The organism is Paenibacillus wuxiensis (assembly GCF_040195695.1).
GTDB lineage: Bacteria > Bacillota > Bacilli > Paenibacillales > Paenibacillaceae > Paenibacillus_B > Paenibacillus_B suaedae.
Genome location: NZ_JBEFZI010000007.1, coordinates 285,913 through 303,180, shown reverse-complemented (window position 1 = coordinate 303,180; position 17,268 = coordinate 285,913). Strand labels below are relative to the sequence as shown.

Sequence of the window (17,268 nt, the reverse complement as noted above, 5' to 3'; positions counted from 1 at the left end):
AATACGTCCTGATCATGCCTTGCGTTTCATCTTTAGATATATAGAAAAAAACACTCCTTATGAATAAGGAGTGTTTTTTATCGTTTCGTCAATAGACGTAAAGAGATCGTTTATTGCAGACATTGTTGCACGACAGAATTGACTAACTTGCCGTCTGCGCGCCCCTTCACCTTTGGCATGAGGGCACCCATTACTTTCCCCATGTCGGCTTTCGAAGAAGCACCGGTCTCTTGGATGGTCTCTTGTACAATCACTTTTATCTCTTCTTCGGAAAGCTGAGCAGGAAGATAAGGCGTCAAGATATCAATTTCCGCCCGAACCCCATCTGCCAAATCGCCTCGACCTGCTTTTTCGAACTCGTGGAGGGCATCTTTCCGCTGTTTGATCTCACGACCTAGAATTTCAAGCACTTCATCGTCATTCAAAGTTCTTCTTTCATCTATCTCAACATTCTTGATCGCCGAACGAACCATTCGGATGGTGGAGAGTTTGAACTTGTCTTGACTTTTCATCGCTTGCTTCATATCTTCGTTCAATCTTTGGCTAAGATCCATTGGTGCGTAATCCTCCTAAAACTTTCTCTTGCGGGCAGCCTCGGACTTCTTCTTGCGCTTAACGCTTGGCTTCTCATAGTGCTTGCGCTTTTTAACTTCAGCCAATACGCCATCCTTCGCGATGGAGCGCTTAAAGCGACGAAGTGCAGCATCGATTGTCTCGTTTTTGCGAACTTTCGTTTCAGACACCAGTTATCCCTCCCTCCGAACAGACCGTCCAAGAACAAAAACACGGTTCATCAAATTACATTATATGTGATTGTAAAACTAGGTGTCAACCATGTGAACAGATTATAACGACATTTCATGGTTGGAAATGTTTGCACAGCGGATTTTCCCGCATGTTTATCTGCCACTATATGGCTATAATAAGCGATTTATCCAACCAATGCTCCCAGCTGTTCGCCGCCAAGCAAATGATAATGGATATGGAATACCACTTGTCCACTATCCTTGCCGCAGTTGTTAATCAAGCGGTATCCCGATTCTGCAATGCCTAGCTCACGTGCAATTTGCTGAGCAGCGCGATGAATGTCTCCAATTAGGGCGAAATCCTCGCCTTCAGCATCGTTCATTGTTGCAATATGTTTCTTCGGAATCACGAGAATATGTACTGGAGCTTGGGGAGTAATATCGTGAAAGGCTACTACCGTATCATCCTCATACACTTTTTTCGAAGGAATGGAGCCTTCGACAATTTTACAAAAAATACAATCCATCTCTTTTCATTCCTCCCTTATATGTATTCGCTCTGAGCCTGAATTCAGGCTGTATGTCTCTTAATTTGGCGTACCCTTATCATAGCAAAAAAAAGAAGCCTGTCCAAGTGATCTATAAAAAGCATTAGCGTTTGTATGCGCACATACCGTACTATGAGGTTGGAATTTATCAAAAAAAGGACAAAAAAAAGAGCACCTCGTACCCCGCAATTGCGGGCAGCGCGTCAGCGCTGTGAGCGTACTGTTGCTGCAAGCATCGCGACTCTGATTCATTGATCACGACTGTTTGCAGACACAATACGATCACCGAGGTGCAACTAGGAAAATTATTGATGTCGGCTGTCTGTATTATAACAGCCTGTTGAAACTGTTACTGTGAGCTAGTTCACAACTATCTAATTCGTTTCCATTACGATTCGTGACCCTTCTCCTGCTTGTTCTGCCGGTATGACAGCCAGCTTTCTCGCCAAGCGAGCACGCAGCTCCGGAACATGGCTGATTACCCCAACTGACAAGCGATCCGAATGCAGCTTCTCCAGTGCGGTAACAACCGTATCAAGAAGCTCAGGATCGAGTGTCCCGAATCCTTCATCAAGGAAGAAGAACTCGAGAGGGTACTTGCCTCGTAATTGAATCTGAGAGGACAGTGCAAGAGCCAGTGCAAGCGAAGTCAAGAATGTCTCTCCTCCCGATAGTGTAGATACCGGTCTGCGGATACCTCCATTGCCATCATCGCGGATGACGAAGCCCCCGCCAGAATCCACTTCCAGCGCATAGCGCTGCTTCGTTAATACCTTCAATCGTTCTGACGCAGCGCGGCTAACCTGCATAAGCTGTTCTTCCGCAATAAATTCAACGAAGGCGTTACCGCGGAATACAGCCTGCAGCTGGTGCAATCGGCCCGCATATTCTTCGGTGCGCGAGCGTGCTTCCTCAAGTTCTGTCCAGCGTGCATGCTTGCTACGTAACTGCTCCGCGTCCCGCTCTGCCTTTGCTTTCCGAGCAAGGGCTTCCTCTGCCGCTGCTTCGGCCGCCACTTTCTTCTCGCTGCAAGCGTTCCACTGCTCGTCCGTAACCACTGAAGAACCTATTCGCTCTTGCAATCGATTCAGCTGCGAACTAACATCCCGAACTGCATCGTGATAAGCGAGCAGCGTTTGCTCTAATTGTGAGGTGAGTTCTTCTGTCATCCGAGCGGCATGCACATCTGAAATTTCTGTAAAGGAAGACTTCGACAGCAGATCTTGAAGACGTTGACCGCTCACTTCTACCTGCTCGGCAAGACTCGTCAAGACTTGCGCAGCAAGAGCCGCCTGACGGCCTGCAGCTTCGCTTGCAGCCCGTAACCTTTCAGCCTCGTCCGCTGTTCGCTTAACTCGTTCACGAAGCTCCGCTAGACGAGCTGATGTAGCTGCTGCAAACTCCTCTATGGATTGCTTCTGCAACCATGGCTTCAACCGAGTCTCGTAATCCCCTAGTAGACGGGCAACACCATTACACTCCGCTTGCGCATTGACACGCTCAACCTCAGCAGCTTGACGCTCTTTCGTGTATTGAAGAATTCGTTCTTTCATTTCCTCTATATAAACTGCACTCTTCTCCAGTCGTTCCCGGCAATCGCTCACGACTGCTTCTCTTGCAGTCCATTCCTGCTGCAAAGACGGCATCTGTGCAAATTCCCATTGGAACGCTTTGTAACGAAGATTCCATTCCTCATGCTGCTTGGCCAGAGCCTCTTCTGCTTCCTTCCATGCACGATTGGCGTCACGCAACGCCACATATGAAGATTGGTAGCTAGACGACAATTGCTGCAGCTCCCACTGCTTGCCTGCAGCATCCTTCAGCAGTTGCTCCATAAGGCCTTCCATTGTACGAGCATTCTGGATGAATGACTGCACGTCTTGCTGTAGAGCTGTCAACTGATTCTCCACTGCAGCCAAATCCAATTCTTTAACATCTTTGTACGTATGTGATCCTGCTTGCTCAGATGCTGCTCCTTCGCCGGCTTGCAGCGGCGATTCACCTTCCAACAGCATGTCCTTGTTATCTAAACCGAACGATTGCGCGGCAGCAAGCTCGGTCAAAGAGTCTCTCCACGAAGGATGTTCGCCTCTCAGTTGGTCTTCTTCAGCCACTGCTGACAACTGATCGCGTATCAGTTGCGACGCTCGCTCGGACACTTCCTGCAGACGCTGCATCCAGGTCGAGAACTGTTCACGACTACGAGCTGCTTCAGCTTCCACATCCAGAAGCAATCGGCTCGATATGTTCTTCAGTTGCTCCCATTGCCGCCAGCGCTCGTCTCCATTTGTGGAGTTGACCTTAGCACTCGCATGTACATGGGCGGGGGCTGGATGTTCCTTCGATCCGCATACCGGACAGGACTCATTATTAACCAATGACAATGCTAACTGGACAGCCATTTGCTCCGCTGTTTCCTTCCACTGCTTCTGGCGCTCATCATCCATTGCCAATTCGACCTGTACAAAGAGATGGCTCACTTGCTCGCGAAGCCGTCTCCAACATGTTCTTGAATGAAGCCCCTCTTCCAGTTTATGCCGAATCGTCCCAGCTGCGGACAACAGCTCTTCAAGCTTATCATTAAGCTTGCGATTGACAGCTTCTGTCTGTGCTTCATGCTTCATTCGATGATTATTCAACTCATTGGAGCGTCCTTCCATGAACGTGATCTTATCATAGTAAGAGATCGCCTCATGGAAGTGTTCCTGCTCCTCGGCAGTCTTGACATGTGCCGCAAGCGTCGTTCGAAGCTCCTCTTGACGTGCCGCCGCCTTCTTAAGCAGCTGCTCTGATCGTTCAATATCAGACGCTGCAGAGTCATAACGTGCATGGGCACTCTCCAAGCGGAGCTTCCATTCGCCCTCCTCCTTGCGCAGACGCTCGCATTCCTGCTGCAGGCGAACTGCCTCTTGAAGCCGCTCACTCCGACGGAGCAATTCCGGCTCTTCACGCTCTTGAACGTGCTTCGCCTCCTCGGCAGCAGTCACAGCCTTCTGTGCATCCGATGCAGCGATACCCGCTTGTTCTTCACGAGATGCATGCTCTGCCACAGCCATGTTCCGCTTTACAATCAACTGCTCCGCTTCCAAGGCAACAGGTGCAATCCGCTCTGCCTCTCTCGCACGATTCAGCTTCGTCTCCTCTTCAGCGCGCTTTGGTGCCTCATTCTGCAGCTCAGACATTCTTATCGATATTCGTGCATGCTCCTGTTGAAGCTCACGCTGCTCAGCCATAGCGTGATACTCCTGCTCAGCAGCCTGCTTGGACGCCTTGGCCAGTTCTGCCTGTTCCGCCGCTTCTGTCAATGCCTGTTCTGCACTCGCCAGCGCTTCCTGCGAGGCATCACCCAATCCCTGCTGTTCAGCCGAGTAAGCCATCAGTTCAGCTTCAGCATCCTTGGCACGACGAGATATACGAGCAGACAGCTCATCTCCGTATTTCTCAAGCGAGAAGAGACGCTGAAGCATTTGACGTCTATCACTGCCCTTAAGCGACAAGAACTCTGCGAACTTACCTTGAGGAAGAACGACTGCTCTTGTGAAGTCATCCATTTTCAATCCAATGTGCTGTTCAACACAGCGAGTTACCTCAGCCAGCTTGTCAGCTAAGACAACCTCGCCTTCAGGCGTAATCTCAACAAACCGACTGACCGAGTTGCTTACTGTAATATCGCCCGTCCGCTTGAACCTGCGCTCTACGCGGAACGCTCTACGCTCCCCAGCACCGTTCAACTCAAATGTAAACGCAACGGACAATTGATTTTCCGCCTGATTCAATATGCCCTGCGTGCCATTCGTAGCTCGCTCTACCTTCCCATACAGTGCGAGCGTCATCGCATCCAAGATCGTAGACTTGCCGCTTCCTGTCGGGCCAAATATACCGAATAAACCTGTCTCGCACAGTGTTCGGAAGTCGAGGCACTGCTCTTCTCGATAGCTTTGCAATCCTGCCAGCTTCAACTCGATTGGCTTCATGCGCCTTCACCTTCCTTCTCCAGCCCATCTTCTCCGATCAATTCCAAGAAGCAGTCCACTAATGCATCATCAGGCTTAGCTCCTCCAGTCTGACGCTCATAGAACCGCCGGAACAGTTCATGTACCGGTAGTTCACTACGGCTTCCTTCTTCAGCCGCAATTCGTTCAATCTCTGGATAAATGGGACGAATATTGACGATACCTTCATGATTTCGACGCAGCTTCTGAATCTGCTCTAACGTCAGAGCTTCTGTAAGATGAATGCAGACATCCAGCCAAGCACCAACATCCTTGCCCTCCTCAATCCAGCGAAGCGTCTCTTCATACCCACCGCGAACATTCCATTTCATGAGCGGCTTGCCGGAAGAGAGGAATCGCTCCTGAGGAACAGCCTCCTGACCTGGTGCCAAATCCAGCAGAGTGACCGACTTCGCCTGACCCGCCTCTGAGAAGCTGTAGCCGAGCGGCGATCCACTGTAGCGAATAACCCCCGGCCCCTTCACTGCCTGTGGCCGATGTAAATGGCCAAGTGCACTATACTGCGGTGCAGCAGGAGCTCCCATACAAGCGAACACGCTTGGATCAACAGTATAAGCTCCACCCACCTGAATTGGGCGCTCAGAATCACTCTCCAGTCCGCCAAGAACGTACAAATGACTCATAATCAAATTAACGGTAGAAGGTCGAAAATGCATAGCCTGATGAAGCAGCAGCTTCCCTACCTTCGCGCTGTATGCACTGCGCAGCTCATGTTCTTCATTGGAGGCTGTAAGCAGCTCTCCTAATCGCGCCTCAGATGGATAAGGCAGCCCTGCAATAACTGCATCTTCCCCCGTTCTCGCACAATGAATGGTCACTGGCTCCAGACTAGGCTGCCCGATTAGCGTCACGCCAAGCTCATGCACGAGTGGCGCTGATGCCGATAAGCGATCTGGGTGGTCATGATTCCCGGAAATAATTACGACCGGGCGCTTGCCCTGCTGCGACAATCTGGCAGCAGCCTCATAGAACAGCTGCTCTGCCGCTGCCGGTGGGTTAACCGAATCATATACATCCCCTGCGATCAGGATCAGGTCTGCCTGCTCTTCATCCGCCAGCTGTATGAACTCTTCTACGAAAGCAGCCTGTTCGTTTAGACGGCTCCTGCCTTCCAGCGTCCGCCCAAAGTGCCAATCCGCTGTATGCAAAATACGCATGGTTGTCTCTCCTTTCTTCCTGCGATTCTAATAGACTATAGTTCACACGCTTGCTTAGCATCGAAAAAGTACAGCACCTTACGGTCGACTGGACGATGCCATATCTGTTCGATTGCACGTGCGTATAAATTCAACTGGAAACGATAATGCTCCGTTAGTGCCTCTAGGCTGCCTCGATGTGCAAGCACCTTATCTGTCTTATAATCGAGCAGCACGAGCTGCCCTTCCCATTCGAACAGGCAGTCTATGACCCCTTGAACAAGTACCGTCTCCTGATCAAGCAAGCCAGATGTGTCTCGTGCCGCGAAGGTCGAAGTTGCGACAAACCGCTCCATCGACGATTTCCCCGACCGATCGTTGTCCAGCGTTGGTTGTTCGCTAGAAACTGGCTCAGCTACCGGCACATCTTCATGAGCAGGGGGCTCCTGAGCGAGATTGCTATTCCCGGAGCTGAGATGCAGCTGTCTCGTCAATTCGATCGTATAAGCTTCAGCAGCTGTCAGACCATAGCTGAACGGAAGCTCTCGCTTCACCCATGTTGCCTGCAGCAGTTGACGGCCAACTTCACTCTCGAAAAAGCCAGCTACCGCAGCTTGATCAATCGCTTCCGCCTGCTTGTCCGTCATATATTGATGCTGTACCAAATAGAGCAGAGTATTGCGAACAGTATCTATCGTCACATCCGAATGCAGAGGCATATGCTGCATAAAGAGATGATATAACGTCCCCCGTTCCGTTGGCGTCACCTTGCTAGCCTCCATAAATTTAGGACGGCGCAGATGCAGCGTGAAGCCCTCTTCTCTCTGAGGAGAAGATGTAGCGGAGCTATTCCCCCCTGATATCTCCAAGGAATGTCCATTGTCCATAGTTGTTTCATTTCCAGTCATCGCTCTATCGACCAGCTCATGCTCGTCGGTACTTGGCTCTGAAATCCATTGGTCGGCTGGCCATTCATCCGACGCCGACATCCGTTTCATTTCCGTGACTGAAGTCTTCGCTGGTAGTAAAGTTGCAATCCGATTCGGATCCCGCCAGCGAAGCCGCTCATCCAGCGCAGCTTGCCAATCGCTTGACGGCATGTTCTCCTGCACTTCCAGCCGCTCCAATGCCTCAAGCACCTGCGCCTTATCCTCATCCAGTTCCACTCCGCCGAGTGCTGTACCAGATGCAAGAACCGCGGCGGACATAATTGACAGTCTCCACTCCGAGCGATCGTCATGCAGGCACTCCCCGTTCCGATTCGGAAGCCCCGCGAATCGGCGCCATTCCGACGCGGACATATGTCGAATAACAGATGGCCCGATCCAATCCATGTAGGAACGTGCCCGTGCCACCATATAATCAGGCAGCAGCAAGGACTCTACATCGAGTGCTTCTCCCCACTCCCGAATTGACTTCTCTGGATCATTGACAGTACCGATTAGAATCATCTTCTCCTTCGGTCTTGTCAAGGCTACGTACAGCACCCGCATCTCCTCAGCAAGCAGTTCCAGTTTCATTTGCCTGCGAATTGCTAAGTTCGGAAGTGTCGGGTAAGAAACTCGGAGCTCTTCATCTACGAACTTCGGCCCAAATCCGAGCCGCTTGTGCATCAAGAATGGCGAGTTCAAGTCTTGCTGATTGAATCGCTTCGACAGTCCTGCAACAAAAACAACTGGAAACTCCAGCCCTTTACTCTTATGAATCGTCATAATGCGAACTACATCTTCTTGTTCCCCTAACGCACGAGCAGTTCCCAAGTCTCCTCCTGTATCGCGCATGCGGTCAATAAAGCGTAGGAACCGGAATAGACCGCGAATGGAAGAGGATTCGTATTGACGTGCCCGATCATATAGCGCTCGCAGATTGGCCTGACGCTGCATACCTCCTGGCAAGCCGCCTACCCATTCGTAATACCCCGTCTCCCGGTACAGCCGCCATATGAGCTGCGATAGACTTCCTTGACGTGCCGCCGACCGCCAATGCTCCAGCTTGTACAGAAAGCGATACAGCTTATCCTGCAAGTCAGTGTCGCTTGATACCTCCTGAGCTTCTTGTTCTCCCGCTTCGGTTTGCATCATTTTACACACAGCATCATAGAAAGAAATACCCTTTCCCTGAAGTCGAACTTGTGCCAGCTCTTCTGCCGTAAGTCCGACAATCGGAGAGCGGAGAACCGCCGCCAATGGAATATCCTGCTGCGGATTATCAATAACACGAAGCAAAGAGAGTACAACCTCTACCTCCGTAGCCTGAAAATAGCCCGTATTGAACTCGGCGTAAGCAGGAATGCCTTCCAATCTCAGCTCTTCTACCATGAGCGGTGCCCATGCTTGCGTCGCCCGAAGTAAAATTACAATATCCCGATACGTCGCTGGACGCATTCGCTTCAAATGCTTATCGTACACGAGGAACGGTTCTGTTCCTTCATCCCCGAGCAGCCTGCGGATTTTTGCCGCAATTGCCCGCGCCTCAAGGCGTGCTGTTTCCATTTCAGCAGGATCAAGCGCTTCGACAGCCGCAGCTTCCACATCTGAATCAATATCCTCATTTTCATCGGAGGCCAGCTCACCATCAGAACTTGCACTAGCCTTCTCAATGAGCACCAGTTCGGCTGCATAGTTTTGGCGTTCTGCAAGCTGCTCCATATTCGGCTCGCGCTGAGCAGCACGCAATTCATCGCTGATTTGTTCCAAGGTTGGATAAGTCGCCCCGCAAACGAGCTCAGCAGCTTCATCATATTTCAGCTCAGCTACTCGGTCATTCATGATCTGGCGGAACAGCATATTGACCGCATCTACTACACCCTGTCGGCTGCGGAAATTGCGTGCCAAATCAATGCGTATCCCCTTCTGCTCGGAGCTATCTGAAGAATAAGATTCATATTTGCTCAAGAACAGACCTGGTTCAGCAAGGCGGAAGCGGTAAATACTCTGCTTAACGTCCCCTACCATGAAGCGGTTGCCAGCGCCGGAACGCGTAATCAGATTCACAATCGCTTCTTGAACCATGTTCGTGTCCTGATATTCATCGAGCAGGATCTCAACGTATTGTTCTTCATACTGTCTAGCTGCTTCTGAAGGAATCGTATGCGCTGGTGTCGAGTCTGGATGGCGCAATATTCGAAGGCAGTAATGCTCCAAGTCCGAAAAATCCAGCCATCCCTTCTTGCGCTTTGCTTCCTCAAAGCGTTCACCGAATTCAATGACAACATCAGCCAGCGTATGCATGATTGGGGCTATCACGTTCAGTTCCTGTAGAAATTGCTCTGGTGTTCTGCGGAACAATTCGTCCCGCAGCTGCTGCAGCCTCGCTTTTGCTTGGTCGCGAAGACGCTTCACCTGCTCCTGCAGTGATTTATCGTACTTATCTCCCCGGCAAGCAGCCAAACGGCCGAACGCCAATAAGTCAAATGAGGAGAAAAGCCTCTCCCATGGTTCATGTTCAGCGGCCTCAGCCAATGCAGCAGCACCTGACAATTCCTGAATTAGTGCCTCCCGATAGGGCTCAGGGCCTCCAGGAGCGTCCAATAATCGATACGCCTGCCGCAGCAGTTCTACAATTCCATTCAAGGTCAGGCGTGCATCCTGCATAACACTTGTCGTCCAAGGTGACTTGCCCAGTTCTTCCACCGATTGCACCTCGAACGAAGCGGCCATCTCCTTCATCCATTCATCCGGCCATGGATGACTGCGCGAGAAGTCGAACAACTGCTGCACTAAGCGGAATGCGGCTTCATCGCTGCGTTCCCCGCTGAACCAATCAACCATTCGCTTGAATTCCGAGTGACCGTCCGCATAGCGCTGTTCAAACAATTCCTCCAATACGTCCTGCCGCAGCAGCTCTGTCTCCGTGTCATTTGCTATGCGAAAGGCCGGATCGAGCTGCACCGATTGGAAATGGCGCTGAATAACCTCTAGACAGAAGGAATGCAGTGTCGTGATAGAAGCGCGATTCAATAGCGCCAGTTGACGGCGCAGATGCTCAGAATCAGGCTTCGCCTCCAATTCCCGCTCCAAGGCAAGCCGAATACGCTCTCTCATCTCAGATGCAGCCGCCTTTGTAAAGGTTGCAACAAGCAGCTGGTCGACATGGACGGGTTGTTCTTCATCACTAATCGTCCGAATAATACGCTCCACGAGAACCGCTGTCTTCCCTGATCCAGCAGCAGCTGCGACAAGCACATTTTGTCCCCTGTCAACGACAGCACGCCATTGTTCATCTGTCCAGGTGCTTCCTTCCGGCTTATCTGGCAGCACCCTTACTGTAGGCGATGCCTCTACAGCATCCGAACGAGACTGTGTCCAATTCAGCAGATCGAACTCCAGCTCCTGCTGCCGCTTGCCGCCGAGCGCTTCGTCCCCATTATGATTTTCGTTCTGATTCATTGTCCGCTGCTCCTCCTTCCATCTTCATCCACACTTCGTCCTTCGTCATCCGCGGCAATACATGATAGTCGTTGCCTTCGGTCAACTCATCGAATTGACAGACTGGCTTATAACTGCAAAAATCACATGCCTTCTTCGTCCCAAGGCGATAAGGGTCTATCCGAACATCACCATCTGTAATCCGGGTTCCGATATCTTGGATCACATGGCGAGCCGTTCCCCGCAGCATATCCCATTGCTCCGTAGTCGCAACAGATGCATTGCTGTAGAACGACCCATCCGCCTTCACCGCAACCGGGAGAATGTCTGAATACCCTTTTTCAAGCGGCTCATCCATCAAGGACACAACTTCGCGATCCGCCAGGACGAGTCCACGCATTTTATATTTCTTCATCATTTGCTCATAAGCTTGCTCCACACTCATTCCATTCGCCGCCTGCAACAAAGGATTGTGAACATGGAAATAGAGTGTGCCAGCGGGCAATGCCGACGAGCCGAGCCACAGTTCCGCATACGTAATCAATACATCCAAATAAGTGAGCATTTGCAGCGACAGACCGTAATACACTTCCTGCAGCTTCAAATCTGTCGAACTCGATTTATAGTCAATGACGCGAAGCAGCACGCCGTGGTCACTGTCCGCCTTGTCCACCCGGTCAATCCTTCCGATGATCTCCATCGTACATCCATTGCTTAGAGTAAATCGAAGCGGCGGCAGCGGCTTGTCCGGACCAAAATCCATTTCCAGTCCAATTGGCTCAAACTGACCTCTGCGAGCATGCTCTCCAAGCACGGAAGCAGCACGGCCAACGATTCGCTTCAGCTTGAGCGAGATATGCTCATAACGCTTCGAGCTAAGCAGAATCTCCCCTTGCAATTTTGGGGCAAGCATATCCACGATACGATCTGCTTCTGCTCGACATTCATCCGCCGACAGCGCTGCCCAAGTTCGATTCGAGCTCTGCAAATCTATGGCAAAGCGGCTGAGCGCTGCATGGAACAACTGCCCGATGTCTGGAGCCTCCAATCGATATACCCGACGTTCCTTCAGCTTCAAGCCATGGGAGGCGAAGTGCGAGAACGGACAGGCTACGAAGCGCTCCATGCGAGACACACTGGTTCGCAAGGCAGTACCGTACAAGTGACGGCTTGTGGTCGGAGTAAGTGTCTCTGCTTGATTCCGATACAATAGCGAGCCCATCAGCACCTTCAGCCGATCATGCCATGCTGGCTGCGCGGCGAACCAGCGGTATACATCCCACCATATATTCGCCATTGGTCTTCCTTGGCGCCACTGTCGCAGCTGAACAATCAGGTGTTTCAGCGCAGATTCCGGATAGACAGCGAATTCCGATTGCTCCTCCTCATTCATGAATTCATTCGGCTCAGCCATGACGAGCCGCTCTTGTACACGTGGGAACATGCCGCGTACATGCCGAACCACCTCGGACGGCAGCAATGTCTTCCCTTCTTCATCAGCGAGTGCGTAGCTAATCCACAGACTGTCGCTAGGCGTCGCGAAGGACTGATAAATTAAGAACCGCTCGTCCAGAAGCTTGCGGCGGACGCCAGGCGCGAGCTCCATGCCTATCTGCTGCAGAGTGTCCCGTTCATGCTCCGTAAGCACGCCATCCTCAATCGGACGAGCCGGTATAACGCCATCGTTCACGCCAAGCATATATAAGTGCTTAATTTGGCCGGGTCTTGTCCGATCCATCGAAGCAATGAGCACTTGATCCAGCGCTGGCGGAACAAGCGCCATCTTGATGCTCTCAAATCCGGTATCCAGCATGCCGCCGAACAATTCAATGCTCATCTTCTCTTCGCCGACCATCTCTACCATTTGATCCAATATATCTAAGAGAGCCCCCCATATTTGCCGATGTTCCCGTGATAGTTGAACCTCTCCGTCAAGCAATGCATCTTGGCTCATGCGCTCCAGCTTATGAGGCACACCAAGCGCCATCCAGAACGCATACATAGCCTCGCACATGCCGCGAACGTTCGAGCTCGCCTTCATTGCGCGTGCAAGCTCAGCAATCGGATCGGCAATGATGCTGCGGCATTGCTCCACCCACTCTGGAGCATGTCTTGGCCGTTCAACAGCCTCAGCTTCTTCAGTTGTGCCCTCCGCTGCTCCATCTGCATGATCAGGATCAAGCGACATTTCCGGCATTGCAGGCCATGGACGCTTGCTTGTCCACCTGCCCCCTTCGATGCCGCATGCAAGCACATAGTTCTCCAACTTGTCAAAATGCTCTCTTGTAATCGAACCATCTTCGGCCAGCAAAAAATCGGTTTTGACAAACCGAAATACTGCGTCGTATTTCCAATTGCCTATTATGATATCAAGCACCGCTCGCGTCATCTCAACAAATGGATGATGCAGTACTGATTTCTTCTGATCCGTAAAATAGGGAATCCCCGCCTCGGTGAATACCGTATCAATCAGCTCACCATAATGTGCAATGTTCCGCACCATTACCGCCATGTCCCGCCAGCGTACCTGCTCGTTGCGCACACGCCGCAGCATTTCCCCAGCAACCGCTTCAACCTCGGCGCGGCGATGTACTGCCGCCTGCACCGTAACCTCTCGCTTCGTATCGTGATCGGACGCATGGCTATCCTTGCTCTTCACATTAACTTCCGGTTCACGATAGGGCACTTTGCGTTCAAAATGCCGCTCCAGATGAGCAAGCTTCGGAGAAGCTGTATAACGAGGAAGTGGCGCTTCCTTCGAGTCAAGATGCGTTATGCTTCCGATGTCCACGCCAAGCGTATCGGCCATCTCTAGCAGCTTCAGCATAGTAGTTGCCGTTGGATGGAACAAATTCAGCTCATGCGGAACTTCGCCAAGCGCATAAGCCTTATCCAAACACAGCGTCACACTTACATTCGGCGCATGGAGAATGAGCGAAGCGAGAACCGCATATTCTTGTGGGGTAAATCCGTGAAACCCGTCAATCCAAATATCAGCGTTCTTCACGTACTCCGATGCTGCAACACCCTCGGACAACCGAGCAAGCACGTCTTCCCCATCCAAGTAACGACCAGCCAATTCCGATTCAAACTCATGCAGGATGCTGGAAATGTCGCGAAGCTTCGCGGATAACAGCGGTTGTCCTGTCATGTGAGCGTCCAGAAAAGCAAGATGCTCCTCAACTTCACTGGACTCTACTCGATACCGCTTCATCTCATCAAAGAGATCGTTAAGCTTCTCGATAAATCCGAATTGTTCTGCTGCACCCGCAAATAAAGGCAAATCTGACTTGCGGCGCTGCAAAATCTTGTAGAGCAGCATCTTCTTGCCCTCTTCATTGATCGCTGTTAGTGCAGTGCCGCCAGCCTCTTGCATGACGCGATACGCAAGTCGCCGGAAGCTTAGTACTTGCGCTCTCAATATGCCAGCGATTCCATCCTCACGAATGAGTGCATGCTCTGCCTGAAAGGTTGCCTGTTCGGGGACTATCCATATAATCGGTGCCCCGTCCGCTTGGCTGCGAAGCTCATCTCGTACGCTTCTTAACACATGCTCCGTCTTGCCACTGCCGGAACGACCGATGACAAAATGCAACGACAAAGTGATCCCTCCATTTCCCTAAATGCGATTCATGGCATCTACTTGCCACGATATGATACACTATGATCAAACCAATAATTGGTATATAATTTCGGTTACACCCGATTCTAGCATTAGGTTTCATTATATCATATTTCAAACTAGCGATAGAACACATGTTTGGAAACGATGCCGATATTCGCCATCTGCTTCTTGTGAGTTGCAGTGCATCACGTAACTTCGTAATCGAAGGCGAGGCTCATGTTCAACCTACCCTCTATTCGAATAAGGAGGCTGATTGTCATGATACATATTGTCAATGGAGATTGTACTGCCATGCAGCTCACCAAAGTCGCCGAACAGCTGTGGAATGAGCAGGTATGGGTATATTCAGAGCTGCTGACCGAAGGCCCCGTATACGCTAGGCTTGAGCAGTATCTGGCTTATCGAGCGCTGCAATTGGAGCGAATGTGCGGGCTGCCTTCCACTGTTTTTTTGCAAAGAGGGAATGAACAGGAACGCACGTGGAAATCAGATATTTTGCCTGCTCAAGAGATTGCATTATGGTTCGAACACGATCTATTCGACATCACCATGCTGCTCCGCTTAGTAGATCGCCTGACACAAGAGAATGCGCATGCCAAGCTATATTGGATCGACATCACCTCCATTGCTGAACATGATCGCTATCTCGGATTTGGGGTGCTTACGGGAGAGCAGTTGGCCCCTTATCGAGATGCCGCCATACGGTTATCCGCTGAGCGCATCGAATGGATGCGTTCTGCTTGGATTGCGTATACAAGTCCAAACCCACTGAAAATTGCACAATGGGTTCAGGAATCAAGCAGTATCCCTGCTCCATTTTGCGCTATTACGGAAGCGCTTCAATTCCACCTCTCCCGTTACCCCTCAACACAGGATGGAATCGGGATTGTCGAGCGATCCACGCTAGGCGCTGTTCAAGATGGGGCTGTTACATTTCAGAAGTGCTTCGAGATTATTCGCAATCAACTGCCGCAATACGGACTTGGGGATATGCAGTTCTGGGGATACCTGCGCCGAATGACCCGCGGAGAAGCTCCGTTGCTTGAGCTATCTCCCTCTTCATCCTCCTTGCCGGAACCTCTCAAGTCTCCATTAGCCGATGCTGGTCACCTCCTCTTAACCAAAAGCGGCCAGCAGGTACTGGATGGCACTCTCAACTGGGCTCAGTCTGGTGGATATGGACGCTGGCTTGGCGGCGCATTTATTACCCGATCGACAGCTGGAATAAGAGCATAGAGTGAAGAAACCGAAGAAACTCAAATATATGCTAACTGCTGACTTTATCCCATAAATACAGCAAGCGCCATTCATTGCAGACGATCCCAAACCTGTCTGCAATGAATGGCGCTTTTCTTGTTTATTCTTCATTTATCCAATCGATACTTTAGAAAGATTACTTCGATCGAACCTCGAAGATGGCGAACTTCAAATAATGGCCTTCATCCACTCCCGCAATTTGCGGGTGATCCTTGCCGGCAGGACGCCATTCGACAAGGCGCAACACTTTGCCTGCATCCTGGGCTGCATCCAATATCGACTGCATGAACATGTCCGGACGCATATGATAGGAGCAGCTTGCTGTCACAAGATAGCCGCCTTCATTTACTAGCTTCATACCATGCAGATTGATGTCCTTATAGCCGCGATACGCGCCTTCGACAGCGCCTCGCGTCTTCGCGAAGGCCGGAGGATCCAACACGACGACATCCCACGTACGACCGCCTCCAGCAGTCATCGGCTTCGAAGTATCTACCTTCTTCGCACCGGATTCTCCGCTCGCCCGCTGCGTGCGCTCCTCCAAGCCGTGAACATGCTCGCGCAAGTAGGCAAAGGCATCCGCAACGACAAATTCGACACGATCTGTAAAACCGTTCAGTTCGACATTGCGCTTCGCACTCTCGATCGCATGCTCGGAAATATCGAGACAAGTGACCTTCTTGGCCCCATATTTACAAGCATTCAACGTGAAACTTCCTGTGTGAGAGAAGCATTCCAACACCGTTGCTCCATCCCACCACGGGAACGTAACCGGCTTGCCATTCGCATTAAGAGGCAGGTTCTGCACGGTTCCATCCTCTGCCTCTACTTCACCCATGCGGATGCCGCTGCGAGCTCCCCAGCCTGTCATAAGCGGCGCAATGGAAGCGCGGTTCTCACGCTGGTCGAAGAAGTAGCCTGTCTTCTGTCCTTCTATGATATCAACCTCAATGATAAGCCCATTCTCCTCCACTTGGACATGGCGCGGACAATCTCCGTACAGCACACCTGTCTTCAGTTCAAGTCCCTCACGCTCGCGAATTGGCACATCGCTGCGCTCGTAGATGCCTTGGGGCTGCATGACATCGACTAGGGCTGCCACCAACGCTTCCCGATGGACATCCATCCCCAGCGTTACAATCTGCACGACGAGAACATCGCCAAAGCGATCCACGATAAGTCCTGGCAGAAAGTCTGCTTCGCCGTATACGAGGCGATAAGCCTTGGCTCCAGGCAAGAAGCGCTGACGATGGGCAACACAACGTTCGATTCGCTCTTTGAAGAAGGCTTCATCCATTGCTTCAATTGGCTCATAGGATACGATACGCACCGTAATTTGCGAGGCAGGATTATAATAGCCTGTTGCAATGTATTTCCCCTGAGCGTTCTGGACATCGACAAGCATCCCCGGCTGAGGATTTCCTTCGACTGTTTCAATCTCTGATTGATATACCCAAGGATGGGAGCGTTCAATTCTCTTTTTCCGCGAACGGATTAATTTCACATAAGGCCTATTCAATTACAGTTCTCCTCTCAGCTCCAATGGCATGTCATGGTTGTCCACTCGCAAGCATAG

9 protein-coding genes are annotated in these 17,268 nt (G+C 51.2%); 1 reads left to right on the top strand and 8 read right to left on the bottom strand.

All coding sequences use genetic code 11. From position 1 onward, the window contains the following. Positions 1-110: 110 nt before the first annotated feature. The 7 genes from ABN764_RS17760 to addB all read right to left on the bottom strand — a co-directional run bounded on the left by ABN764_RS17760 (position 111) and on the right by addB (position 14,411). The gene (locus tag ABN764_RS17760; protein ID WP_021256807.1) at positions 111-554 is read right to left on the bottom strand and encodes a GatB/YqeY domain-containing protein; all 444 of its coding nucleotides are present in this window, start codon (positions 552-554) and stop codon (positions 111-113) included. A 15-nt stretch (positions 555-569) separates the two neighbouring features. Next, positions 570-743: a 30S ribosomal protein S21 gene (gene rpsU, locus ABN764_RS17755; RefSeq protein WP_005547957.1), complete on the bottom strand. Its 174-nt coding sequence runs from the start codon at positions 741-743 to the stop codon at positions 570-572. A 188-nt stretch (positions 744-931) separates the two neighbouring features. Continuing rightward, a complete protein-coding gene (locus ABN764_RS17750; protein WP_021256808.1) occupies positions 932-1,273 on the bottom strand; it encodes a histidine triad nucleotide-binding protein in 342 nt (113 codons plus the stop codon). A gap of 395 nt (positions 1,274-1,668) precedes the next feature. Continuing rightward, positions 1,669-5,268 (bottom strand): AAA family ATPase, encoded by a 3,600-nt coding sequence (locus ABN764_RS17745; RefSeq protein WP_446672666.1) that lies wholly within the window; start codon positions 5,266-5,268, stop codon positions 1,669-1,671. Next, positions 5,265-6,464, bottom strand: a complete 1,200-nt coding sequence (locus ABN764_RS17740) for an exonuclease SbcCD subunit D (protein WP_446672665.1) — start codon at positions 6,462-6,464, stop codon at positions 5,265-5,267. Before ABN764_RS17740 ends, ABN764_RS17745 begins: the two co-directional genes overlap by 4 nt. 35 nt (positions 6,465-6,499) lie before the next feature. Further along, positions 6,500-10,831 carry a UvrD-helicase domain-containing protein gene (locus ABN764_RS17735; RefSeq protein ID WP_446672664.1) on the bottom strand — a complete coding sequence of 1,444 codons (4,332 nt, stop codon included), beginning with the start codon at positions 10,829-10,831 and terminating at the stop codon, positions 6,500-6,502. Next, a complete protein-coding gene (gene addB / locus ABN764_RS17730) occupies positions 10,809-14,411 on the bottom strand; it encodes a helicase-exonuclease AddAB subunit AddB (RefSeq protein WP_446672663.1) in 3,603 nt (1,200 codons plus the stop codon). The genes ABN764_RS17735 and addB overlap by 23 nt, the downstream gene beginning before the upstream one ends. A 282-nt stretch (positions 14,412-14,693) precedes the next feature. Between addB and ABN764_RS17725 the strand changes: the two genes are divergently transcribed. Beyond that, positions 14,694-15,671, top strand: coding sequence for a DUF1835 domain-containing protein (locus ABN764_RS17725; RefSeq protein WP_446672662.1), 978 nt, complete (start codon positions 14,694-14,696; stop codon positions 15,669-15,671). Between the two features lie 157 nt (positions 15,672-15,828). On the opposite strand, the gene ABN764_RS17720 is transcribed toward ABN764_RS17725, so the two are convergent. Then, a complete protein-coding gene (locus ABN764_RS17720; protein WP_446672661.1) occupies positions 15,829-17,211 on the bottom strand; it encodes a class I SAM-dependent rRNA methyltransferase in 1,383 nt (460 codons plus the stop codon). Positions 17,212-17,268: the final 57 nt, after the last annotated feature.

Coding starts and splice junctions, on each gene's coding strand:
- ABN764_RS17760 (WP_021256807.1), bottom strand. CDS start 554: ATGGATCTTAGCCAAAGATTGAACGAAGATATGAAGCAAGCGATGAAA.
- ABN764_RS17750 (WP_021256808.1), bottom strand. CDS start 1,273: ATGGATTGTATTTTTTGTAAAATTGTCGAAGGCTCCATTCCTTCGAAA.
- ABN764_RS17745 (WP_446672666.1), bottom strand. CDS start 5,268: ATGAAGCCAATCGAGTTGAAGCTGGCAGGATTGCAAAGCTATCGAGAA.
- ABN764_RS17740 (WP_446672665.1), bottom strand. CDS start 6,464: ATGCGTATTTTGCATACAGCGGATTGGCACTTTGGGCGGACGCTGGAA.
- ABN764_RS17735 (WP_446672664.1), bottom strand. CDS start 10,831: ATGAATCAGAACGAAAATCATAATGGGGACGAAGCGCTCGGCGGCAAG.
- ABN764_RS17725 (WP_446672662.1), top strand. CDS start 14,694: ATGATACATATTGTCAATGGAGATTGTACTGCCATGCAGCTCACCAAA.